The organism is Streptomyces decoyicus (genome assembly GCF_019880305.1).
Taxonomy (GTDB): Bacteria; Actinomycetota; Actinomycetes; order Streptomycetales; family Streptomycetaceae; genus Streptomyces; species Streptomyces decoyicus.
The window spans coordinates 1,449,274-1,471,696 of sequence record NZ_CP082301.1; the positions used below are offsets into that span (position 1 = coordinate 1,449,274).

Below are 22,423 nucleotides of genomic sequence, written 5' to 3' on the forward strand. Positions count from 1 at the left end.
GCCCCGGTACGGATCTTCCGTACCGGGGCCGCCTCGTGTGCGTTACGGCCTGCGGGCCGAGGTCACGCGGTAGACGTCGTAGACGCCCTCCACGCTCCGTACGGCCTTGAGGACGTGCCCCAGATGCTTCGGGTCGCCCATCTCGAAGGTGAAGCGGGAGGTGGCGACGCGGTCGCGGGAGGTCTGGACGGCGGCCGAGAGGATGTTGACGTGCTGGTCGGACAGGATCCGGGTGACGTCCGAGAGGAGCCGTGAACGGTCCAGCGCCTCGACCTGGATGGCGACCAGGAAGACCGAGGACTGGGTGGGCGCCCACTCGACGTCCAGGATCCGCTCCGGCTGCCGGGACAGCGAGTCGACGTTGACGCAGTCGGCGCGGTGCACCGAGACGCCGTTGCCGCGGGTGACGAAGCCGATGATGGGGTCGCCCGGTACCGGCGTACAACAGCGGGCGAGCTTGACCCACACGTCGTCGACGCCCTTGACGACCACACCGGGGTCGGCGCTGGAGCGGCGCTTGGAGCGCGGCCGGATCGGGGTGGACTCGGCGATGTCCTCGGTGGCCTCGTCCTGGCCGCCGAGCGCCTGCACCAGCTTCTGGACGACGCCCTGGGCGGCGACATGGCCCTCGCCGATGGCGGCGTAGAGCGAGGAGATGTCCGGGTAGCGCATCTCGTGCGCGAGGGTGACCAGGGAGTCGCCGGTCAGGATCCGCTGGATCGGCAGGTTCTGCTTGCGCATGGCGCGCGCGATGGCGTCCTTGCCCTGCTCGATGGCCTCGTCGCGGCGCTCCTTGGAGAACCAGCCACGGATCTTGTTGCGGGCGCGCGGGGACTTGACGAAGCCGAGCCAGTCGCGGGAGGGCCCGGCGCCCGCCGCCTTGGAGGTGAAGACCTCGACCAGGTCGCCGTTGTCCAGGGTCGATTCGAGCGGTACGAGGCGCCCGTTGACCCGCGCTCCTATCGTGCGGTGGCCGACCTCGGTGTGCACCGCGTACGCGAAGTCGACGGGGGTGGCGCCGGCCGGCAGCGCTATCACATCGCCCTTCGGCGTGAAGACGAAGACCTCGTTGCGGGACAGGTCGAAGCGCAGCGACTCCAGGAACTCGCCCGGGTCCTCGGTCTCCTTCTGCCAGTCCAGCAACTGCCGCAGCCAGGCCATGTCGTTGACGGTGTCGCCCTTGCCGACGCCCTTGGGCGCGTCCGTGCGCACCTTGGACGTGCCGGCGACCGCCTCCTGCTTGTACTTCCAGTGCGCGGCGATGCCGTACTCGGCGCGGCGGTGCATGTCGAACGTACGGATCTGGAGCTCAACGGGCTTGCCGCTGGGGCCGATCACCGTCGTGTGCAGCGACTGGTACATGTTGAACTTGGGCATCGCGATGTAGTCCTTGAACCGGCCGGGGACCGGGTTCCATCGCGCGTGGATGGTGCCGAGGGCCGCGTAGCAGTCGCGGACGGTGTCGACGAGGACGCGGATGCCCACCAGGTCGTAGATCTCGGCGAAGTCGCGGCCGCGCACGATCATCTTCTGGTAGACGCTGTAGTAGTGCTTCGGGCGGCCCGTGACGGTGGCCTTGATGCGGGCGGCGCGCAGATCGGCCTGGACCTCGTCGGTCACTATGGCCAGATACTCGTCGCGCTTGGGCGCCCGCTCGGCGACCAGCCGCACGATCTCGTCGTACATCTTGGGGTAGAGGATCGCGAAGGCGAGGTCCTCCAGCTCCCACTTGATGGTGTTCATGCCCAGGCGGTGGGCGAGCGGAGCGTAGATCTCCAGCGTCTCGCGGGCCTTCTTCTCCTGCTTCTCCCGCTTGAGGTAGCGCATGGTGCGCATGTTGTGCAGCCGGTCGGCGAGCTTGATCACCAGGACCCGCGGGTCCTTGGCCATCGCGACGACCATCTTGCGCACCGTCTCGGCCTGCGCGGCCTCGCCGAACTTGACGCGGTCGAGCTTGGTGACGCCGTCGACCAGCAGCGCGACCTGGTCGCCGAAGTCGCTCCGCAGGGTGTCCAGGCCGTATTCGGTGTCCTCGACGGTGTCGTGCAGCAGGCCGGCCATCAGGGTCGCCGGGTCCATGCCCAGCTCGGCGAGGATCGTGGTCACCGCGAGCGGGTGGGTGATGTACGGGTCGCCGCTCTTGCGCTTCTGGCCGCGGTGCCAGCGCTCGGCGACCTGATAGGCACGCTCGATCTGGCGCAGCGTGCCGGTCTCGATCTTGGGGTCGTTGCCGCGGACGGCCCGCAGCAGCGGCTCCAGGACCGGGTTGTACGGGCTGGAGCGCTGGACGCCCAGCCGGGCGAGGCGGGCCCGTACCCGGTTGGGCGAGCCGGAGCGGCCGGCGGGGGCGGGCGTCGGCGGCTTGGGCGCCGGGGGCTGGTCGGCCTTGGCCGGCGGCTTGGCCGCGCGGGACGGCGACGCAGGCTGGGGCGAGGAGGCGGCGGGCCCCGGCTTGGGCGCCGTACGGGGCCGCTCGGCGGGAGCCTGGGGCGCGGCGGAGCCGCCGGCCGGCGGCCGGGGCGTGGCGGTGCCGTCGGACGCACCCTGCCGCTCGGGCTGGGGCGCGTCCGAGGAAGCCGCGTCCGACAGCTTGGGCTCGTCCGGGCGCGCGGCGTCGGATCCCGCCGGACGCAGTCCGGGGGAGAGCGGCTGGGCCTCGTCTGGCAAGAGCACTCCTCAAGCGGTTCCGGACCCCAGGACCTCGAACGGGCCGGGGTGCCATCGTATCGACCCCGGGGCCACTACTCCCCCGCGGCCGGGGTTCCGTACATGACACAGCAGCAGGGGCACCCGGATTCTTCCGGGTGCCCCTGCGTGCGAAGGTGCTGTGCGCGGTGGCTCAGACCGTGATCAGGACCTCCAGCGGAGCCCCCTTCAGGCCCGCCTCCAGGCGCTGCCGCCCGGCCAGGAAGTCCAGCTCGAGCAGCACCGCCACGCCCGCGACCTCGGCGCCCGCACGGCGGATGAGCTGAAGCGAGGCGTCTGCCGTGCCGCCGGTGGCGAGGACGTCGTCGATCACCAGCACCCGTTCTCCCGGGGCCAGCGCATCGGCGTGGATCTCGATCTCGGCGGTGCCGTACTCCAGCTCGTACGCCTGCCGGAGCGTCGCGCGGGGCAGCTTTCCGGCCTTGCGTACGGGGACGAAACCGACGCCGGCCCGGATCGCGACCGGGGCGGCGAGGATGAAGCCGCGCGCCTCCAGGCCCACGACCTTGTCCACCCGATGGCGCTCGCACAGCTCGACGAACGCCTCGGTCACCGCGCCGAAGGCCGCCGGGTCGTCCAGCAGCGGGGTGATGTCCTTGAACACCACACCCGGCTGCGGGTGGTCCGGGACGTCCGCGATCCGGCTCAGCAGCAGCTCACGCAGGCCTGCCGGGGCGCTCATCGGCGCTTGCCCGACGGGCGGCCGCGGCCGCGGTTGCGGGAGGCGGGCTGCCGGCGGGGGCCGACGACCGTGCCGTCGTCACCGTCCTCGGCGTCCGCCGGGGCGGACGCCGCATCCTGCGCGTCCTCCTGGCTCGCGCCCTTGGCCGCGGCCGCGGCGCGCTTCGCCTTCACCCGCTTGGCCAGCGCCTTCATCTCCGGCTCGCGGTCCTTCAGATCGGCGACCAGCGGCGTCGCGATGAAGATCGAGGAGTACGCACCGGCGGCGAGACCGACGAACAGGGCCAGCGAGATGTCGTTGAGCATGCCCGCGCCCAGGACACCGCCGCCGACGAACAGCAGACCGGCGACCGGGAGCAGCGCCACGACAGTGGTGTTGATGGAGCGCACCAGGGTGCCGTTGATGCTGCGGTTGGCGATCTCGCTGTAGGTGAAGCGGGTCTGCTTGGTGATGTCCTTGGAGGCTTCCTTGAGACTGTCGAAGACGACGACCGTGTCGTAGAGGGAGTAACCGAGGATCGTCAGCAGACCGATGACCGTGCCGGGGGTGACCTCGAAGCCGACCAGGGCGTAGATGCCGACCGTGATCGTGAGGTCGTGGATCAGCGCGACCAGGGCGGCGACCGCCATCCGCCACTCGAAGGCGATGGCCAGGTAGAGCACCACGAGGACCATGAAGATCCCCAGGCCCAGCCAGGCCTTGTTGGCGATCTGCTCACCCCAACTCGGGCCGACCAGCTGGGTGTTGACGTCCTTGACGGGGACGTTCAGGTCCTTGGCGAGCCCTTCCTGGACCGGCACCGCTGCCTTGGTGTCCAGACCGCTGATCTGGATGCGCAGTGCGCCGTCGCCGAGCTTCTGCGCCATGGCCTGGTGGCCGCCGGCCGCCGACTCGGCCTTGTGCTGCGCCTCCGAGGCGGACACGGAGGTCTTCGGGGTCGTGAAGACCGCGCCGCCGGAGAACTCGATGCCCATGTTCAGGCCGCGCACCCCCAGACCGACGATGGCCACGATCGTGATGAGGATCGAGAGGCCGTACCAGATCTTCCGCTTGCCGATGAAGTCGTAGCCGACCTCGCCGCGGTACAGCCGGGCGCCGATGTTTCCGAGCTTGGACATCTCACGCCTCCTTCGTGGTGGGGGCGGCGCCGCGACGGCGGCGCAGCGGCGGCTTGGCACCCAGGCGCTTGGGGTCGAGGCCGGACCAGGGATGGCCGTCGGAGAAGAACTTCCGCCGGGCCAGCAGCGTCATCAGGGGCTTGGTGAAGAAGAAGACCACGACGACGTCGAGGACGGTGGTCAGGCCGAGCGTGAAGGCGAAGCCCTGCACCTTGCCGACGGTGACGGCGAACAGCACCGCGGCGGCCAGGAACGACACGAAGTCGGAGACCAGGATCGTGCGGCGGGCCCGCGGCCAGCCGCGCTCGACGGCCGGGCGCAGGGTGCGTCCCTCGCGGATCTCGTCCCGGATGCGCTCGAAGTAGACGATGAACGAGTCGGCGGTGATACCGATGGCGACGATGGCGCCACAGACCGCCGGGAGGTTCAGCGCGAACCCGATGGCCGGGCCGAGCAAGGTCATGATCGTGTACGTCAGGACCGCCGAGACGCCCAGGCTCGCCAGCGCGACCAGCGCCAGTCCCCGGTAGTAGGCGACGAGGTAGATGACGACCAGTCCGAGGCCGATGGCGCCGGCGATCAGACCGGCGTGCAGCTGCTCGCCACCGAGCGCCGCAGTGACCGTGGTCTCGTCGTCGATCTTGAAGGAGAGCGGCAGGGCACCGTAGGACAGCATGTTGCCGAGGTCCTCGGCGGTCTGCTGGGTGAAGCCGCCGGAGATGGTGGCCCCGCCGCCCATGATGGCCTTGTCGACCGAGGGGGAGGACACGACCGCACCGTCCAGGACGATGCCGAACTGGTTCTGCGGCGGCGCCTTGGCGGCGAGCTTGCCGGTGATGTCCCCGAACTTCTTGCCGCCCTCGGACGTGAAGTCCATCTGGACGATCCAGCCCTGGCCCTGCTGGCTGTCGAAGACGGCCTTGGCGCCGCTGACGTCCGTGCCCTCGACGCCGACCGGGCCGAGCGCGTACTTCTGGGCGCCGTCCTGCTTGCACGCCACGATCGGGTCGGACGGCTTGGTGTTGGCGGCCTTCTCGCCCGCGGCGGAGCGGCCCTTCTTCGTGGAGCAGTCCAGCGCGTTGAGCTGCTTCTGGAGAGCCGGCGGGATGTCCGCTGCGCCCGGAGGCGCCGGCGGCGCCGGGGGTGTGGAGGGCTTGCCGGACGGGGTGGGCTTGGCGGAGGGCGCCTTCTTCAGCGAGTCCGTCACCGCGCGGCCCTGCGTCGTCGGCTTCGAGCTCGGCGACTGCGAGGACGCGTTCTGCTGGGTTCCCGGCTGGACCTTGGTCTTGTCACCCGAGGCCTTGTCGCCCTTGCCCTTGCCGTTCGCACCGCTCTGGGAGGGGCTGGGCTTGGGCTCGGGGGTCTTCGTCCCCGCGGTGGTGGTCAGCACCGGCCGGAATCCGAGCTGGGCGGTGGTGCCGACCTGCTGGCGGGCCTGCTTCGCGTCCGTCCCCTTGGGGATGTTCACGATGATGTGGTTGCTGCCCTGCGTCTGGACCTCTGACTCGGTCACACCGAGACCGTTGACCCGCCGCTCCATGATGCCGGCGGCGGTTTTCATGTTGGTCTCGTTGATCGCGTTGGGCTTGCCCGGCTGGTTCTGGGCCGCCAGCGTGAAGCTGGTGCCGCCGGCCAGGTCGATGCCCAGCCGCGGCGTCAGCGTGTCGGAGTAGAACATGCCTCCGACCAGCCCCACCATGGCGATCAGGACCAGGATCAGGGTGCGGCCCGGATGCCCCTGGCTCGCGGGCGCCCTGCGGCCCTTCTTCGGTGCTGCCACCTTCTCGTATCTCCCTGTCCAACCCCTCGGCCCGGGATGCCGGCCGAGCGGCCACGAAGTCTTGTGGGGACGTGCCCCCGCCGGAGCCTAAACCGTCCCGGAACCGCGGTGCACGACACACCACGCGTGCTCCGCGGTTCCGATGGGGCGGACTACTTGGCTTCGTCGTCGCCGGACTTCTTCTCGTCCTTGACGGTGTCCGCGTCCGCCTTGACGGTGTTCTCGCTGTCCTCGGCTGCCTTGGTGTCCTTCGCCTTGTCGGCGGCGGGCTCGTCCACGGCGGGCTCGGCGGCCGTGGCCTCGGTCTTGCCCAGGTCGATCTTGTCGCCCTTGTCGGCGGCCTCGTCGGCGGAGGCGGCGGTCAGCGAGGACGCGTCGTCCGGGACGACCGGCTCGTCGGCGTGGATCGGGTCGGCACCGTCCAGGATGCGGTTGTACTCCTCGTCCGCGAGCACGGCGCCGATGGCGTTCTTGGCGTAGATCGCGTGCACGCCGGGGGCGACCTCCAGGAGGACGGTTTCCTCGTGGATTTCCTTGACGGTGGCGTACATGCCGCCGATGGTCCGGACGCCGGTGCCGGCCTGCATTTCATTGCGCATCTGCGCGGCCGCCTGCTGCTTCTTCTTGGCAGACCGGGTCATCAGGAACATGGCCCCGATGAGGACGATGAAGGGGAGGAGAGTCACGATACTCACGGGACGGAAATCCTTCGCACGACCGCGGATGCGCGGTCTCATATACGGGGGTGGGTATGCCGTCCATACGGATGGCATCGGCGGAGTCTAAGCGAGTCCCCACCAGTGGAACAACGCCCAGCATCGCACCGCAGTTCCTGACCGGGCGAGTCCCCGCGCCGTCAGGCCCCGAACAAGCCCTGCTGCCCGCTTCCGCCCGCTTGCTGCTGCGGCGGCACGAGTCCCAGATGGGCCCACGCCGCTGGGGTCGCGATCCGGCCTCTGGGGGTCCTGGCCAGCAGCCCTTCCCGTACGAGGAAGGGCTCGGCGACCTCCTCGACGGTCTCGCGCTCCTCCCCCACCGCGACCGCGAGGGTGGACAGGCCCACCGGACCGCCGCCGAACAGCTTGAGCAGGGCCGTGAGCACGGCGCGGTCGAGACGGTCCAGGCCGCGGGCGTCGACCTCGTAGACCCCGAGGGCCTGGGAGGCGATCTCGCGGGTGATCAAGCCGTCGGCCTTCACCTGGGCGTAGTCGCGGACGCGGCGCAGCAGGCGGTTGGCGATACGGGGCGTGCCGCGGGAGCGGCCGGCGATCTCGGCGGCGCCCTCGGGTTCTATGTCCAGGTCCAGCAGCCCGGCCGAGCGGTGGATGACCCGCTCCAGCTCGGCGGGGGCGTAGAACTCCATATGGGCCGTGAAGCCGAAGCGGTCGCGCAGCGGGGGCGGCAGCAGACCGGCCCGGGTCGTGGCGCCGACCAGGGTGAACGGGGGGAGTTCGAGGGGGATGGCGGTGGCTCCCGGGCCCTTGCCGACGATCACGTCGACGCGGAAGTCCTCCATGGCCATGTAGAGCATTTCCTCGGCGGGCCGGGACATCCGGTGGATCTCGTCGAGAAAGAGGACCTCGCCCTCCTGGAGGGAGGAGAGGATCGCGGCGAGGTCTCCGGCGTGCTGGATGGCGGGGCCGGAGGTGATCCGGATCGGGGCGCCCATCTCGGCGGCGATGATCATCGAGAGGGTCGTCTTGCCGAGGCCAGGCGCCCCGGACAGCAGGACATGATCGGCGGTGGCGCCGCGGGCGCGGGCGGCCCGCAGCACCAGGTCGAGCTGTTCGCGCACCCGCTCCTGGCCGACGAATTCCTCGAGGTCCTTGGGCCGCAGCGCGGCCTCGACGGCGGTGTCCTCGCCGTCCGCGTCGGCCCCCACCAACCGGTCGGGGGCGCCCGTGGCGGTCTCCTCGGCGGTGCTGTGCGGTGCGGTGTCGTCCCAGTTCACTGCGGATTGCCTCGCGGGGTCGGGGCGGCCGGGCCGCCTGCGTGGTCGTACGGTCGGGGGCGCGGAGCCCGGCCGGCGGCGGTCATCGCGCCCGGTTGAGGGTCTGCAGGGCGGCCTTGAGCAGCTGCGGCACCTGGGGCGTGCCGCCCTCGGCCACGGCCGCCTCGGCCTGCGGGGCGACCGCGGTGACCGCTTCGTCCGCCTCGCGGGTGGCATAGCCGAGGCCGATCAGGGCGGCGTGCAGCTGGTCGCGCCAGCCGGCCGTGACGGCGCTGCCGACGCCCGCGCGGCCGGTGCCCACCGGCTCCCCGAGCCGGTCCTTGAGCTCCAGGAGCAGCTTCTGTGCGCCCTTCTTGCCGATGCCCGGAACGGCGGTCAGGGTCTTCTCGTCGCCGGTCGAGACGGCGAGGCGCAGGGTGTCCGGGGAGTGCACGGCCAGCATCGCCTGGGCGAGCCGGGGGCCGACGCCGCTGGCGGTCTGGAGCAACTCGAAGGTCTGCCGCTCGTCGTCGTCGGCGAAGCCGTAGAGCGTGAGTGAGTCCTCGCGGACGACGAGGGAGGTGGCGAGCTTGGCCTGCTGTCCGATCCGGAGGGTGGACAGGGTGTTCGGTGCGCACTGGACGGCCATGCCGATACCGCCGACCTCGACGACGGCGGTGTCCGGGGCGAGGGCCGCGACCGGGCCGGAGACGAAGGCGATCATCGGGTGCCCTTCTGGGGAGTCGCCCGGCGCGGGCCGGAGGACGGGATGGTGGCGGGAGCGGCGCGGCGGGCCGCGGCATGCGCCTGCTGGAGGCGGTTGACCGCGGGGGCGCGCCAGATGTGACAGATGGCGAGGGCCAGGGCATCGGCGGCGTCGGCCGGCTTCGGCGGCGCGTCGAGCCGCAGCAGGCGCGTGACCATCGCGCCGACCTGGGCCTTGTCGGCCCGTCCCGACCCGGTGACGGCGGCCTTGACCTCGCTGGGGGTGTGCAGCGCGACCGGCAGCCCGCGGCGCGCCGCGCACAGCATGGCGACCGCGCTGGCCTGGGCGGTGCCCATGACCGTACGGACGTTGTGCTGGCTGAAGACGCGCTCCACGGCGACGTACTCCGGGCGGTGCTCGTCGAGCCAGGCGTCTATCCCGCGCTCGATCTCGACGAGACGGAGGGCGATATCGGCGTCCGCGGGAGTGCGGACGACGCCCACGCCGACCATCGTCAGCGGGCGCCCCGCGACCCCGTCGACCACGCCGACCCCGCAGCGCGTCAGCCCCGGGTCCACCCCCAGCACCTTCATCGGTCCCCGCCCCTCGCACTGTCCTGTTCGTGATCAGAGAGCGGATGCCCCCTGATCAGCACAGTAGTGGCTGCCACTGACAAACCGACGGGCCGACGGGGTGTGTCCCCGTCGGCCCGTCAGTCGACCGAGCGTGCCACGCCCCTCAGGCGTCGACCTTGGCCATCACATCGTCCGAGACGTCGAAGTTGGCGAAGACGTTCTGCACGTCGTCGCTGTCCTCCAGCGCGTCGATCAGCTTGAAGATCTTGCGCGCGCCCTCTTCCTCCAGCTCGACCTGCATGGTCGGGACGAAGTTGGCGTCGGCGGAGTCGTAGTCGATACCGGACTCCTGGAGGGCGCTGCGGACCGCGACCAGGTCGGTGGCCTCGCTGAGCACCTCGAAGGACTCGCCGAGGTCGTTGACCTCCTCGGCGCCGGCGTCCAGGACCGCGCCCAGGACGTCGTCCTCGGTCAGTTCACCCTTGGGGACGATCACCACGCCCTTGCGGTTGAACAGGTACGACACCGAACCCGGGTCGGCCATCGAACCGCCGTTGCGGGTCATGGCGACGCGGACGTCCGAGGCGGCACGGTTGCGGTTGTCGGTGAGGCACTCGATGAGCACCGCGACACCGTTGGGGCCGTACCCCTCGTACATGATGGTTTCGTAGTCGGCGCCGCCGGCTTCGAGACCCGCACCGCGCTTGACCGCGGAGTCGATGTTCTTGTTGGGCACCGAGCTCTTCTTGGCCTTCTGGATGGCGTCGAAGAGGGTCGGGTTTCCGTCCGGGTCGGCACCGCCGGTACGCGCCGCGACCTCGATGTTCTTGATCAGCTTCGCGAAGAGCTTGCCGCGCTTGGCATCGATCACGGCCTTCTTGTGCTTCGTCGTAGCCCATTTAGAGTGGCCGGACATCCGCCTGTCTCCTTCGCGTAACCAACGTCTGAAACGAACGCCTAGATCCTACCGGGGACAGGTCACACGGTGTCACTCCCACCCGTCGCCCGGCCACCACGGGGCGGAGCCCTAAGCGCGCCGCACCATGTCCACGAACAGGGCGTGGACCCGGTGGTCGCCGGTGAGCTCCGGGTGGAAGGACGTGGCGAGGACGTTACCCTGCCGCACGGCCACGGTGTGCCCGTCGTACGTCGCCAGGACCTCGACCGCGCCACCGACCGACTCGACCCAGGGCGCCCGGATGAAGACGCCTTCGACCGGTCCGCCGGGGATCCCGGTGACGTCGATGGCCGCCTCGAACGACTCGTTCTGCCGCCCGAAGGCGTTACGGCGCACGATCATGTCGATGCCGCCGAACGTCTCCTGGTCCTCACGGGCGTCCAGCAGCTTGTCCGCGACCATGATCATGCCGGCGCAGGTGCCGTAGACCGGCTTGCCCGCGGCGACGAAGGCGCGCAGCGGCTCCAGCATGCCGAAGACGATCGCCAGTTTGGACATCGTGGTGGACTCGCCGCCCGGTATGACCAGGCCGTCGACCTCGTCCAGCTCCTCGGGGCGGCGCACCGGCCGGGCCAGGGCACCGGCGTCCGCGAGCGCCTTGACATGCTCGCGGACGTCACCCTGGAGGGCCAGCACACCGATGGTGGGGGTGCTCATCTACGTTCCTACCAGCCGCGGTTGGCGTAGCGCTCGGCCTCGGGGAGGGTGTCGCAGTTGATGCCGACCATGGCCTCACCCAGGTTGCGGGAGACCTCCGCGATGACCTTCGGGTCGTCGTAGAAGGTGGTGGCCTTCACGATCGCGGCGGCGCGCTTGGCGGGGTCGCCGGACTTGAAGATGCCGGAGCCGACGAACACGCCCTCGGCGCCGAGCTGACGCATCAGCGCGGCATCGGCCGGGGTGGCGACACCACCGGCGGAGAACAGCACGACCGGCAGCTTGCCGAGCTCGGCGACCTCCTTGACCAGCTCGTACGGGGCGCGCAGCTCCTTGGCGGCGGCGAACAGCTCGTTGTGGTCGTAGCCGCGCAGCCGGGCGATCTCGCCCTTGATCTGGCGCATGTGGCGCACCGCCTCGACGACGTTGCCGGTGCCGGCCTCGCCCTTCGAGCGGATCATGGCCGCGCCCTCGGTGATCCGGCGCAGGGCCTCGCCCAGGTTGGTGGCACCACACACGAAGGGGGTGGTGAACGCCCACTTGTCGGAGTGGTTGACCTCGTCGGCCGGGGTGAGGACCTCGGACTCGTCGATGTAGTCGACACCCAGCGACTGGAGGACCTGCGCCTCGACGAAGTGGCCGATTCGGGACTTGGCCATGACCGGGATGGAGACGGCGCTGATGATGCCGTCGATCATGTCGGGGTCCGACATCCGGGCCACGCCGCCGTCCTTGCGGATGTCGGCGGGGACCCGCTCCAGGGCCATGACGGCGACGGCGCCCGCGTCCTCGGCGATCTTCGCCTCTTCCGGCGTGACGACGTCCATGATCACGCCGCCCTTGAGCTGCTCGGCCATTCCGCGCTTGACGCGCGCGGTTCCGGTCTCGGGGTTCTGGGGCGTGGTGGGCGTGCTGGACACGGTTTGACCTCACTCAATGCGGGTGGCTGTACTGCTGCGCCCACACAACCGTTAGTCAGTGGCCCGGGGAAAGGGCCAATTAGAGGTCAGTGGCTCGTCACCGCTGGGAGTCGCAGCCTCCGGCGCTCGTACGCCGGGCCCCGCCTCCCGGCTCAGTTCCCGGCCGAGCGGTCGTCCAGGACGGCCGGCGGCTCGTCGTCCATCTCGAAGGCCAGCGGGAAGGGCGCATGGCCGGCGAGCCGGAGGTAGCGCACCACCCGGTGGCGGCGGACCGCGCGGGCCGCCCGTACGGCGTCGTTGTGGAAGCGGCGCGCCATCGGGACGCGGCGCACCGCGGCGGTGAGTTCGGTGACCGTCTGCTCCCCGCCGGGCGCCTCCCGTACGGCCTCCAGCTGCGCCTCCTCGTCGAAGATGGCCCGCAGGGCCTGGCTCAGCTCACTCTCCGCGACCTCCCGGTGGTCCTCCTCGGCCTGCCGGGCCTCGTGCGCGGCCTGGTAGAGGACGATCGAGGCGGCCGGATCGAGGATCCCCGAGGTGCCCACCTCCTGCGCGACGGACGCCCGCCGGAGCAGCTGGGCGTCGAGGGCCGCCCTGGCCGCGTCGATGCGGGCGTGCAGGCGGTCGAGGCGGCCGGCCGTCCAGCTCAGATAGATACCGATGAGGACGATCGCGGCGGCGATCCAGATGAACGTGGTCACGGCGAGTCACCATACGCGCTTGCGCGCTCGGCTTTTCCCCACGTTTTTGGCTTTCCCGCCGTGGGGGTTGTTCACCGTTGCGCCTGCGGCGGGCCGGGGTCGCTGCGCGGGGCTGCCGGGTGCGGTGCCGCTCCTCCGGACTTCGTCCTGCGGTTGGGGGGTGGGAGAAGGCCGGTGGGGGTGCACGTAGCCGGCCCGGCGCCCCTCGTGGATCAGACAGACGACCGAGTGGCCCGCCCCCACCCACATTCACTTTCTCCCTCCACGGGAGGGGACGGACCGAAGGACGAAGTCCGTAGGGCCGTCACCGCACCCGACACCCACCCGCCCGCCGCAGGCGCAACGGCGGACAACCACCACGGCGGGAAAGCCAAAAACGTGGGCCACAAGCAAAGCGCAGCGGAGAGGCCCGCCGCAGGCGCAACGGCGGACAACCCCTACGGCGGGACAGCCAAAAACGTGGGAAGCAAGGCAAAGCGCAGCGGAACGTCAATCCTTCGCCAGCCACCGCCGCGCCCGTAGGCCCATTCGTTCGTCGGCGGCCACGGAGGCTGCGCCCGTGGTGACCGTCTCGTAGACGGCGAGGATGTCGGCGCCGACGGTGGTCCAGTCGAAGCGACGCACATGGCGGGCGCCGCGCTCACGCAGCTCGGCGAGGCGCGCCGGGTCGCCGAGGAGTCGTACCGCCGCAGCGGCAAGCGCATCGGCGTCCTCGTTGGTGAACAGTTCGCCCGCCTCGCCCTGGTCGAGGACCTGGGCGAAGGCGTCGAGGTCGCTGGCCAGTACGGGCGCCCCGGCCGACATCGCCTCGACGAGGATGATGCCGAAGGACTCGCCGCCCGTGTTGGGCGCGACATAGACATCGACGCTGCGCAGCAGCCGGGCCTTGTCCTCGTCGCTGACCATGCCGAGGAATTCGACCCGGGAGCGCATCTCGGCAGGCAGCGCCGCGACCGCCTCCTCCTCGTCACCCCGTCCGGCGACGAGCAGCCGGGCGTCCGGTACCTCGGCGAGGATCGCGGGCAGCGCCTTCACCAGGACCGGCAGGCCCTTGCGCGGTTCGTCGATACGGCCGATGAAGCCGATCGTTTTGCCCTGCCACTCGGCCTTGGGCTCGGCGGAGGCGAAGAAGTCGACGTCCACGCCGTTGGGGATCACCACCGCGTCGCCGCCGAGGTGTTCGACGAGCGTGCGGCGGGCGTACTCGCTCACCGCGATGCGTGCGCTGATCTTCTCCAGGGCGGGCTGGAGTATCGGGTACGCGGCGATCATCGCCCGCGAGCGCGGGTTGGAGGTGTGGAAGGTCGCCACGATCGGGCCCTGGGCGGCCCAGCAGGCGAGCAGGCCGAGCGAGGGCGAGGCCGGTTCGTGGATGTGGATGACGTCGAAGGCGCCGTGCTGAAGCCAGCGGCGTACCCGGGCGGCGGAGAGGAAGCCGAAGTTGAGGCGGGCGACCGAGCCGTTGTACGGGACGGGAACGGCTCGGCCTGCGGAGACGACGTACGGCGGGAGCGGGGTCTCGTCGTCGGCGGGGGCCAGCACCGATACCTCGTGGCCGAGGCGGATCAGGTGGTCGGCCAGGTCCCGGATGTGGAACTGCACGCCGCCGGGGACGTCCCAGGCGTACGGGCAGACGATGCCGATCTTCACGCGGTCTCCGTTCCGGGCGCCTCGGGGCCGCCCGGTGCGCCGGACTCCTCGCGCGGCTCCAGGTCGGCGAGCCAGAGCCGCTGAAGCATGTGCCAGTCCTCGGGGTGGTCGGCGATGCCGGAGGCGAAGGCGTCGGCGAGCGCCTGGGTCATATGGGCGGCCTTCTCGGCGCGGGTGCCGGTCTCCGGTACCTCGATCTCCGGGTGGACGCGGCCGCGCATCACGGGGGTGTCGTCGTACCAGAGGGTGACGGGCAGCAGCATCGCACCGGTCTGGAGGGCGAGCACCGCGGGCCCGGCCGGCATCTTCGTCGCCTCGCCGAAGAACTTGACCTCTATCCCGGAGGCGGACAGGTCACGGTCGGCGACCAGGCAGACCAGGCCACCGGCCCGCAACCGGCGGGCGAGCGTGCCGAAGGCCGAGCCGCCGGTGTGCGGCAGCACCTCCATGCCCAGGCCCTCGCGGTAGGCGACGAAGCGGTCGTAGAGGGATTCCGGCTTGAGGCGCTGGGCGACGGTGGTGAAGGGGACACCGAGTTTGGTGGTGACCCAGGCACCGGCGAGGTCGTAGTTGCCCATGTGCGGCAGGGCGAGGACGACGCCGCGGTCGCTCTTGAGGCCGTCCTCCAGGTGGTACACGTCCTCCGGCATGAAGCCGGTCCTTATCCGGTCCTTGCTCCAGGCCGGCAGCCGGAAGGACTCCATCCAGTAGCGCATGTACGAGCGCATTCCGGCCCGGGAGAGCTCGGCGAGCCGCTGCGGTGCGGCGTCCGGGACGACGCGGGCGAGGTTCGCCTCCAGGCGCAGGACGCCCTTGCCCCGGCGCTTCCAGGCCGTGTCGGCGATCCGGCGGCCGAGCCGTACGGCCACGCCCTCGGGCAGTTTCTTGACGGTGCTCCAGCCCAGCGCGTAGAGCGCGTCCGCCAGTTTGTCGGTGTCGAACCGCGGACGGCGGGTCTCGCGTGGACTCATGCGCTGTTTCCCCCTTGTGCCATGGCATCGGCCTCGGCCGACTCCCGTCGTACCGTCACCACACGCTGGCCGAGGGTGACGGCGCTGCCGATACCGACGACCCACAGGGCGATCGGCAGCAGAATCTCGACGCCGGGCACCCCGAAGACGTGCAGACCCGACAAGCCGCAGGCGACCAGCGTGATGACCAGCCGCTCGGCGCGCTCCACCAGGCCGTTGACATCCACCGGCAGCCCGATGGCCTCGCCGCGCGCCTTGGTGTACGAGACCACCTGGCCGCTGGCGAGGCAGAAGATCGCCATCGCGCAGAGCATCAGGCTGTCGCCGCGCCCCGCGTACCAGAGGGCGAGCCCGCCGAAGATCGCCGAGTCGGCGACCCGGTCGAGGGTGGAGTCGAGAAAGGCCCCCCAGCGGCTGGAGCGGCCCAGCTGCCGTGCCATGTTGCCGTCGACCAGGTCGGAGAAGACGAACAGGGTGATGACGACCGTGCCCCAGAAGAATTCGCCCAGCGGGTAGAAGACCAGGGCACCGGCGACCACGCCTCCGGTCCCGACGAGGGTGACCGCGTCCGGGCTGACGCCGATACGGATGAGCAGGGCGGCGAACGGCGTGAGAACACGCGTGAAGAAAGCACGCGCGTACTTGTTCAGCATGGCCTTCCCGGAGGTCGATACGGGCCGCGCGGTCGATGGGCCACCGGCGCGCCCATCGTAGCCAGGAGGTCTGGGGCCTCCACGAACGCATCGCGGCGCAGAGCGCATCCCACGGCTCGGGGCCGCCGCCGCGCGCCGTCGGGCGCGCCCGCGGGCCCCGCGGGCGGTGCACAGGACCCTTGGGAGCACCGGCTCCCGTGTGCCACGTATGGACGCAGCATGACCTCGGTGGAAAGCTCGAATCACCGCAAAGTGTCGACCTGGAGGCGAGACACATGAGCGAGAAATCGAGTACACACCCGGGAGCCGCCGGCAGGGCATCAACGGCCGGCCAGCCCACGGCCCTGCGGAATGTGGTGCTGGTCGGCCACTCCGGATCGGGAAAAACCACCCTGGTCGAGGCCCTCGCGCTGGCATCCGGCGCGGTCAACCGGGCGGGCCGGGTCGAGGACGGCGGCTGTCTGTCCGATTACGACGAGATCGAGCACCGCCAGCAACGCTCCGTACAGCTCTCCCTGGTCCCGGTCGACTGGGGCGGAGTCAAGATCAATATCTTGGACACCCCCGGATACGCCGATTTCGTCGGGGAACTCAGGGCCGGTCTGCGCGCTGCGGACGCGGCCCTTTTCGTTGTCTCGGCGGCCGACGGCGTGGCCGGCGCGACCCGGATGGTCTGGGACGAGTGCGCGGCCGTCGGCATGCCGCGCGCGCTGGTCATCACCCACCTCGAGGCGTCCCGCTCCGACTTCGACGAGATGACCGAGCGCTGCCGGGCGTCGTTCGGCGGCGAGGACCCGGACGCCGTCGTCCCCCTCTACCTTCCGCTGTACGGAACGCCGGGCGCCGACGGCCACGCCCCCGTCCACGGCCTGATCGGCCTGCTCACACAACGGGTCTTCGACTACTCCTCCGGCGAGCGCACCGAACGCGCCCCCAAGGAGGACGAGCTGCCGCAGATCGAGGCGGCCCGCAACCGCCTCATCGAGGCGATCATCGCCGAGAGCGAGGACGAGTCCTTGATGGACCGCTACCTCGGCGGCGAGGAGATCGACGTCAAGACCCTCATCGGGGACCTGGAGACGGCGGTCGCCCGCGGCACGTTCCACCCCGTGCTGGCCGCGGCCCCGGCCGCCGAGGGCTCCAAACAGGGGCTGGGCACCGTCGAACTGCTGGAGCTGATCAGCGGCGGCTTCCCGACCCCCGCGGAGCGCGAGACACCCACCGTGACCAGCCCGGACGGCGACCCGCGCCCGGCACTGAGCTGTGACCCCGACGGTCCGCTCGCGGCCGAGGTGGTCAAGACCTCCTCCGACCCGTACGTCGGCCGGATCTCCCTGATCCGCGTCTTCTCCGGCACCCTGCGCCCGGACGAGACGGTGCATGTCTCCGGCCACGGGCTGGAGGACCGGGGCCACGAGGACCATGACGTCGACGAGCGGGTCGGCGCGCTGTCCACCCCGTTCGGCAAACAGCAGCGCCCGCTGTCCAAGGCGATCGCCGGCGATCTGGCCTGTGTGGCGAAGCTGACCCGCGCCGAGACCGGGGACACCCTGTCCGGCAAGGGCAGCCCGCTGCTGATGGAGCCCTGGACGATGCCGGACCCACTGCTGCCGGTCGCCATCCAGGCACACAGCAAGGCCGACGAGGACAAGCTGTCGCAGGGCCTGGCCCGCCTCGTCGCGGAGGACCCGACGATGCGCCTGGAGCACAACCAGGACACCCATCAGGTGGTCCTGTGGTGCCTCGGCGAGGCGCATGTCGATGTCGCGCTGGAGCGGCTGCGGGCCCGCTACGGCGTCCAGGTGGACGCGGTCGCGCACAAGGTGTCGCTCCGGGAGACCTTCGGTGCGCCCGCCGCGGGCCGCGGGCGCCATGTGAAACAGTCCGGCGGCCACGGCCAGTTCGCGATCTGCGAGATCCAGGTCGAACCGCTGCCGGGCGGCTCCGGCATCGAGTTCGTGGACAAGGTCGTGGGCGGCGCGGTGCCCCGGCAGTTCATCCCGTCCGTGGAGAAGGGCGTACGCGCCCAGGCCGCGCGCGGGGTCGCCGCCGGGCATCCGCTCGTCGACATCCGCGTCACACTGCTCGACGGCAAAGCGCACTCGGTCGACTCCTCGGACGCCGCCTTCCAGATGGCGGGCGCACTGGCACTGCGCGAAGCCGCCGGCGAGGTCCGGATCGAGCTCCTCGAACCGGTGTCCGAGGTGAGCGTGATGGTTCCGGACGATTTCGTCGGCCAGGTGATGAGCGACCTCTCGGGGCGCCGTGGCCGGGTCGTGGGCACCGAACAGTCAGGCTCGGGCCGCACGGTGGTGCGCGCCGAGGTGCCCGAGATCGAGATCGACCGGTACGCCATCGATCTGCGCTCCCTCTCGCACGGCGCCGGGCGGTTCTCCCGCGCCCACCTGCGGCATGAGCCGATGCCGCAGCAGCTCGCCGACAAGTGGCGGGAACAAGCCGAGAACGGCGCATAGTTAACGGCGGATCAGCCGTTGGCGCAGCCGCTGTCCCGCTCAACTCCCTCGGGCCGGGCGGCGGCTGTACGCTGAGAGCCTGCCGTCGGCCCGGGGGCCCGGCGCCAGGACACGAGGTCACGGGCTCGAACACAGCTCTCAGCAGGTGTGCCGTCAGCAGAAGCAGGGAAGAGCCGCATCATCGGATGCGTTGGGTGTGGGGGCGGTAGTGGCAGACGGCTTTGACTTCAGTCCCGGGGCGCAGGTCCCGCTTTCGGGGAGTGCCGGGCAGACGGCGGCGACCCAGGCACTGGCCTCGGCCGCCTACCGCGACAGCCCGCTCGCCGACATCTCCAAGGCGGACTCCGACTCCGGCAAGTCCGCCATCAAGAAGCCCAAGCTGTCGCTGTTCGCGCCCAATCTCGGCGAGGCTTTCTCACGCGCCGTGCAGGTGCGGATGCTCGGCGGCGGCCGCGCCGCGCTCATCCAGTCCTTCGGGACCGAGCCGCAGACCATCGTCGAGCACTGTCTGTCCGCCACCCGCGTCCGCAAGCAGCGGGATGCCAAGCTGACGCTGCTGATGGTGCTGTTCGGGGTGCTGTTCCTGCCCGGCGTGCTGGTGTGGCTGGGCGTCTTCCAGCTGCGCAAGATGCTCTCCAAGGACGGTGTGGGCAGCGGTCTCTCGCTGATCGGCGGGGTGCTGCTGACGCTGCTGGCGGGCGTCGGCCTGTTCTTCATGATCAAGCTGCCGCTCAACGGCTTCTGGCCGATGTACGCCCGCGCCGCGGTCGTCGTCCCGGTGGTCGGCTGGTGGCTGGCCAAGCAGATCTGCGAGAAGACCGCGGTGGCCATGCGGGAGTCCTGGAAGGGGCTGCTCGAGGGCGGCGGCGTGGCCGCGAAGATCCCCGAGGCGGTGCCCCAGGACCCGAACCAGATCGCCGCCGAGACCCTCCGGCAGAATCTCGCCAAAATCTCCGCGGAGCAGAGCAGCAACGTCGTCTTCTACGCCGGCCCCAAGGGCATACTCGGCATGGGTACGCGCTGGGGCAGCTGGCAGCTCGCCGAGGAGCTCACGCCGGCGCACGAAGGCAGCGAGATCCACCCGTTCCGCAGCTGGGACGTCATCCGGGCGATCCACGACAAGCTGCGGCTGCTGGAGCGCAGCCCGCTGCACACCGGCGGATTCCCCACTCCCTCCGTCCGCCACTGGATCGTCTCGCCGGTCGGCGAGAAGGCCGCCGCCGTCACCCGCCCCGAGGGCACCCATGTGGAGACGTTCCAGATCCGTGGGCACGAGATAGAGCGGATCTGCAACGAGCAGCAGTTCGGCAGCGGGAACCGCCACTACCTCGGCGTCCAGTTCGTCCTGTGGGACGGCCAGTTGGTGATCACTCTGATGATCACCGTCACGGTGCTGCACGAGACCCTGCGCATCGAGGTGACCGGCCATGCCCTCGGCCCGGTCAACGGACTGTTCACGACCAAGCCGGAGCCCAAGACCAAGGAAGTCTCCAAGGTCGTCAAGTTCTGGGAGACCAAGACCCAGCACCTCCCGCTCATCGAGCCGCAAGAGGTGGTCCGGCTCGCCGCGCGCGCCCCGCTGACCTGGTTCCCGCCGGTGCTGGACTTCCTCGGCGGCAAGCTGACCCTCCCCGAGCCGTTCGGCCTGCGGCACGTCTGGGCCGACAAGCCCTGGCGCCACCGCTTCATGGCCGATGACGCGCTGCGCGCCGCGCCCCCGGTGCTGCGCACGGTCCACGCCGCCGCGATGAGCGTCCTCAAGGAGAACGGCGTGGACACCGAGCGCTTCACCAACCGCTCCCTGGTGCTCAGCGGCATGATCCAGGGCGTGGAGCCGCAGAAGGCCGACGAGTACAACGCCTAGGAATCGCCTGCCCCTGGGGCGCGTGGGCCAGGGCCTCTCGTGTGGAGGCCCCCTTGGGGTCAGGCCCTAGCGGAAGATGCCCGTGTGCCCCAGGGAGTACCGCCCCGGCTGCGGGTAGACCGCCAGTCCGTGCGGGCCCTGGCCGACGGGGATCTTGGCCAGGGTCTTGCCGGTACGGGTGTCCAGCGCATAGACCTCGGAGTTGTAGCGGCCGGACAGCCACAGGACCTTGCCGTCGGTGGACAGTCCGCCCATGTCGGGGCTGCCGCCGCCGCGGATGCGCCACTTGCCCACGAGCGAGCCGGTCTTGAAGTCGAGCCGGGAGACGGAGCCCTCGCCGCGGTTGGAGACGTACATATAGCGCGAGTCGCGGCTGACGTAGAGGCCGTGGGCCCCCTTGCCGGTCGGCATGAGCCTGGGCCGGGAGAAGGTGTCGCCGTTGAGGACCCAGATGCCGTCGGCCATCATGTCGGCGACGTACCAGGTCCTGCCGTCCGGGGAGATCTTCACGTCCTGCGGCATCGCCCCCTCGAACGGCAGCTTCTCCTGACCGATGACCTTCATCTTCTCGGTGTCGACCTTGAGCAGCTCACCGGAGAACTCGCAGGAGACGATGAAGTACCGCCCGTCCGGCGAGAAGTCGGCGTGGTTGACGCCCGCGCAGCCGACCGGCAGCGTCTTGCGGACCTCCATGGTGTGCGGGTCGCGGAAGACCAGCCGACGGTCCATCGAGGCCATCACGATGGCGTACTTCCCGTTGGGCGTGAAGTAGAGGTTGTACGGGTCGTGGACCTTGACGGGCTTGCCGGCCTTGCCGGTCGCGGGGTCGATGGGGGTGAGGTCGTGCCCCCGGTTGTTGTTGACCCAGAGCGTCTTCAGATCCCAGGACGGCACGACGTGCTGCGGCTGCACCCCCACCGGAATGGTCTCGATGACCTTGTAGGTCTTCGGGTCGATGACAGTGACCGTGTCGGAGCCGGTGTTGGGGACATAGATCCGCGAGGGGAAGTCCTTGACCTGCGGCGCCAGCTTGCCCGGCCGGTCCGCCGCGTAGAGGTCATGCTCGTCCAGCAGCGGCGGCATCCCCGGCAGGCCCGGCTTTGCGGCCTCGACCGGCGCGCGTTCGACCGGCCGCGGGCTGTGCGCGGCCGGTTTGCTCTCGCCGCTGCCACAGCCCGCCGCCACCAGCGCGCAGGCCACGGCGAGCAGGGCGGCCCGGTGGCGGCGCAGGCTTGGACGGTCGTGGGTACGGTTCCGGTCAGCCATCAGGTCACTAGCTCCGTTGTCGTCACCGCGCGCAGACCGCGTCGGCGGAGGCCGTCGAGGATCGGGGGCAGCGCGGCCACCGTGCCGGCGTGCCCGAGGTGGAGGCTCACGACCGAGCCCGGTTCGACGGCGTCCAGGACCGTGCGCTGGACGGCCGGGGCGCCGGGGTCGTTCGCGTCGAGGGAGTCCACGTCGTAGGACAGGACATGCGGATAGCCGGCCTTGCGGGCCAGCCCGGCCACCAGGTCCGTGGCCCGCCGGGCCTGCGAGGGACGGAACCAGCTACCGATGGTGCCGGTGAGAGCGCGCAGCCGGTCGGCGCACCGGCTGATCTCGGCGTATGCCTCGGCAGCCGGCAGGGCGCAGATATTGCGGTGGTGCATGGTGTGATTGCCCAGCTCATGGCCGCCGTCGAGGATTCGGCGGGCCATCGCGGGCTGCTCGTCGAGCCAGTCGCCGATGGCGAGCACGGTGACCTTGGCTCCGGCCCGCTCGGCCTCGCCGAGCAGGGCGGTCGCCATCTTGGGGTCGCCCCTGCCGTGGAAGGTCAGCGCGACTGCCCGGCCGTTCCGCGGCCCGTGTGCGATCTGTACGGGCAGGCCGGGCACCCTGGTCGGCGGACGGGCGGCGCGGGCCCGGGCGGGCGGGGCATGGCCCGCCCGGGAGGGGCTCGGCCCGCCGGCGGACCGTACGGCGCCGGAGTCCACATCCCGGTGCGGGTCGCAGCCCGACACCAGCGCCCCGGCGGCCGCGGCCGAGGCGGCCGCACGCAGCACGGAGCGACGATCTAGGGAAGTCACGACCCCATTAGAGAG

The 22,423-nt window shown here is 70.7% G+C and carries 19 protein-coding genes; 2 read left to right on the forward strand and 17 right to left on the reverse strand.

Annotated features, from left to right (window positions below; translation table 11 throughout):
- Window positions 1-42: 42 nt before the first annotated feature.
- The 15 genes from K7C20_RS06315 to pgsA form a co-directional block, all read right to left on the reverse strand.
- Window positions 43-2,667, reverse strand: a complete 2,625-nt coding sequence (locus K7C20_RS06315) for a RelA/SpoT family protein (protein WP_053208474.1) — start codon at window positions 2,665-2,667, stop codon at window positions 43-45.
- 172 nt (window positions 2,668-2,839) lie between these two features.
- Window positions 2,840-3,388, reverse strand: a complete 549-nt coding sequence (locus tag K7C20_RS06320) for an adenine phosphoribosyltransferase (RefSeq protein WP_030076382.1) — start codon at window positions 3,386-3,388, stop codon at window positions 2,840-2,842.
- Entirely contained in the window at window positions 3,385-4,506 is a 1,122-nt protein-coding gene (secF, locus tag K7C20_RS06325; protein WP_053208439.1) for a protein translocase subunit SecF, read from the reverse strand. Before secF ends, K7C20_RS06320 begins: the two co-directional genes overlap by 4 nt.
- Before the next feature lies 1 nt (window position 4,507).
- Window positions 4,508-6,286 (reverse strand): protein translocase subunit SecD, encoded by a 1,779-nt coding sequence (secD, locus tag K7C20_RS06330; protein WP_030076381.1) that lies wholly within the window; start codon window positions 6,284-6,286, stop codon window positions 4,508-4,510.
- Between the two features lie 152 nt (window positions 6,287-6,438).
- The gene (gene yajC / locus K7C20_RS06335) at window positions 6,439-6,981 is read right to left on the reverse strand and encodes a preprotein translocase subunit YajC (protein WP_030076379.1); all 543 of its coding nucleotides are present in this window, start codon (window positions 6,979-6,981) and stop codon (window positions 6,439-6,441) included.
- A gap of 161 nt (window positions 6,982-7,142) precedes the next feature.
- Window positions 7,143-8,237, reverse strand: coding sequence for a Holliday junction branch migration DNA helicase RuvB (ruvB, locus tag K7C20_RS06340; RefSeq protein ID WP_030076377.1), 1,095 nt, complete (start codon window positions 8,235-8,237; stop codon window positions 7,143-7,145).
- A gap of 82 nt (window positions 8,238-8,319) precedes the next feature.
- Window positions 8,320-8,940: a Holliday junction branch migration protein RuvA gene (gene ruvA, locus K7C20_RS06345; protein WP_030076375.1), complete on the reverse strand. Its 621-nt coding sequence runs from the start codon at window positions 8,938-8,940 to the stop codon at window positions 8,320-8,322.
- A complete protein-coding gene (gene ruvC / locus K7C20_RS06350) occupies window positions 8,937-9,515 on the reverse strand; it encodes a crossover junction endodeoxyribonuclease RuvC (RefSeq protein WP_053208440.1) in 579 nt (192 codons plus the stop codon). Before ruvC ends, ruvA begins: the two co-directional genes overlap by 4 nt.
- 145 nt (window positions 9,516-9,660) lie before the next feature.
- Window positions 9,661-10,413 carry a YebC/PmpR family DNA-binding transcriptional regulator gene (locus K7C20_RS06355; protein WP_030076370.1) on the reverse strand — a complete coding sequence of 251 codons (753 nt, stop codon included), beginning with the start codon at window positions 10,411-10,413 and terminating at the stop codon, window positions 9,661-9,663.
- 111 nt (window positions 10,414-10,524) lie between these two features.
- Complete coding sequence (gene pdxT / locus K7C20_RS06360) at window positions 10,525-11,112, reverse strand: pyridoxal 5'-phosphate synthase glutaminase subunit PdxT (protein WP_030076369.1); 588 nt, start codon at window positions 11,110-11,112, stop codon at window positions 10,525-10,527.
- A gap of 8 nt (window positions 11,113-11,120) precedes the next feature.
- Window positions 11,121-12,032, reverse strand: a complete 912-nt coding sequence (gene pdxS, locus K7C20_RS06365) for a pyridoxal 5'-phosphate synthase lyase subunit PdxS (RefSeq protein ID WP_030076368.1) — start codon at window positions 12,030-12,032, stop codon at window positions 11,121-11,123.
- Between the two features lie 152 nt (window positions 12,033-12,184).
- On the reverse strand, window positions 12,185-12,730 hold the full coding sequence (locus K7C20_RS06370; RefSeq protein ID WP_030076366.1) for a LemA family protein: 546 nt from the start codon (window positions 12,728-12,730) through the stop codon (window positions 12,185-12,187).
- Between the two features lie 489 nt (window positions 12,731-13,219).
- Complete coding sequence (locus tag K7C20_RS06375) at window positions 13,220-14,380, reverse strand: glycosyltransferase family 4 protein (protein ID WP_053208441.1); 1,161 nt, start codon at window positions 14,378-14,380, stop codon at window positions 13,220-13,222.
- Window positions 14,377-15,351, reverse strand: coding sequence for a phosphatidylinositol mannoside acyltransferase (locus K7C20_RS06380; RefSeq protein ID WP_053208442.1), 975 nt, complete (start codon window positions 15,349-15,351; stop codon window positions 14,377-14,379). The genes K7C20_RS06375 and K7C20_RS06380 overlap by 4 nt, the downstream gene beginning before the upstream one ends.
- A complete protein-coding gene (gene pgsA, locus K7C20_RS06385; RefSeq protein WP_030082961.1) occupies window positions 15,348-16,004 on the reverse strand; it encodes a phosphatidylinositol phosphate synthase in 657 nt (218 codons plus the stop codon). The genes K7C20_RS06380 and pgsA overlap by 4 nt, the downstream gene beginning before the upstream one ends.
- Window positions 16,005-16,279: 275 nt before the next feature.
- Between pgsA and K7C20_RS06390 the strand changes: the two genes are divergently transcribed.
- Both K7C20_RS06390 and K7C20_RS06395 read left to right on the forward strand, forming a co-directional pair.
- The gene (locus tag K7C20_RS06390; RefSeq protein WP_053208443.1) at window positions 16,280-18,478 is read left to right on the forward strand and encodes an elongation factor G-like protein EF-G2; all 2,199 of its coding nucleotides are present in this window, start codon (window positions 16,280-16,282) and stop codon (window positions 18,476-18,478) included.
- A 208-nt stretch (window positions 18,479-18,686) separates the two neighbouring features.
- A complete protein-coding gene (locus tag K7C20_RS06395; protein WP_053208444.1) occupies window positions 18,687-20,342 on the forward strand; it encodes a hypothetical protein in 1,656 nt (551 codons plus the stop codon).
- A gap of 66 nt (window positions 20,343-20,408) precedes the next feature.
- Here the strand turns inward: K7C20_RS06395 and K7C20_RS06400 are convergent, their stop codons facing one another.
- A complete protein-coding gene (locus K7C20_RS06400; protein ID WP_030082968.1) occupies window positions 20,409-21,608 on the reverse strand; it encodes a YVTN family beta-propeller repeat protein in 1,200 nt (399 codons plus the stop codon).
- Window positions 21,608-22,384, reverse strand: coding sequence for a polysaccharide deacetylase family protein (locus K7C20_RS06405; protein ID WP_078952804.1), 777 nt, complete (start codon window positions 22,382-22,384; stop codon window positions 21,608-21,610). The genes K7C20_RS06400 and K7C20_RS06405 overlap by 1 nt, the downstream gene beginning before the upstream one ends.
- Window positions 22,385-22,423: the final 39 nt, after the last annotated feature.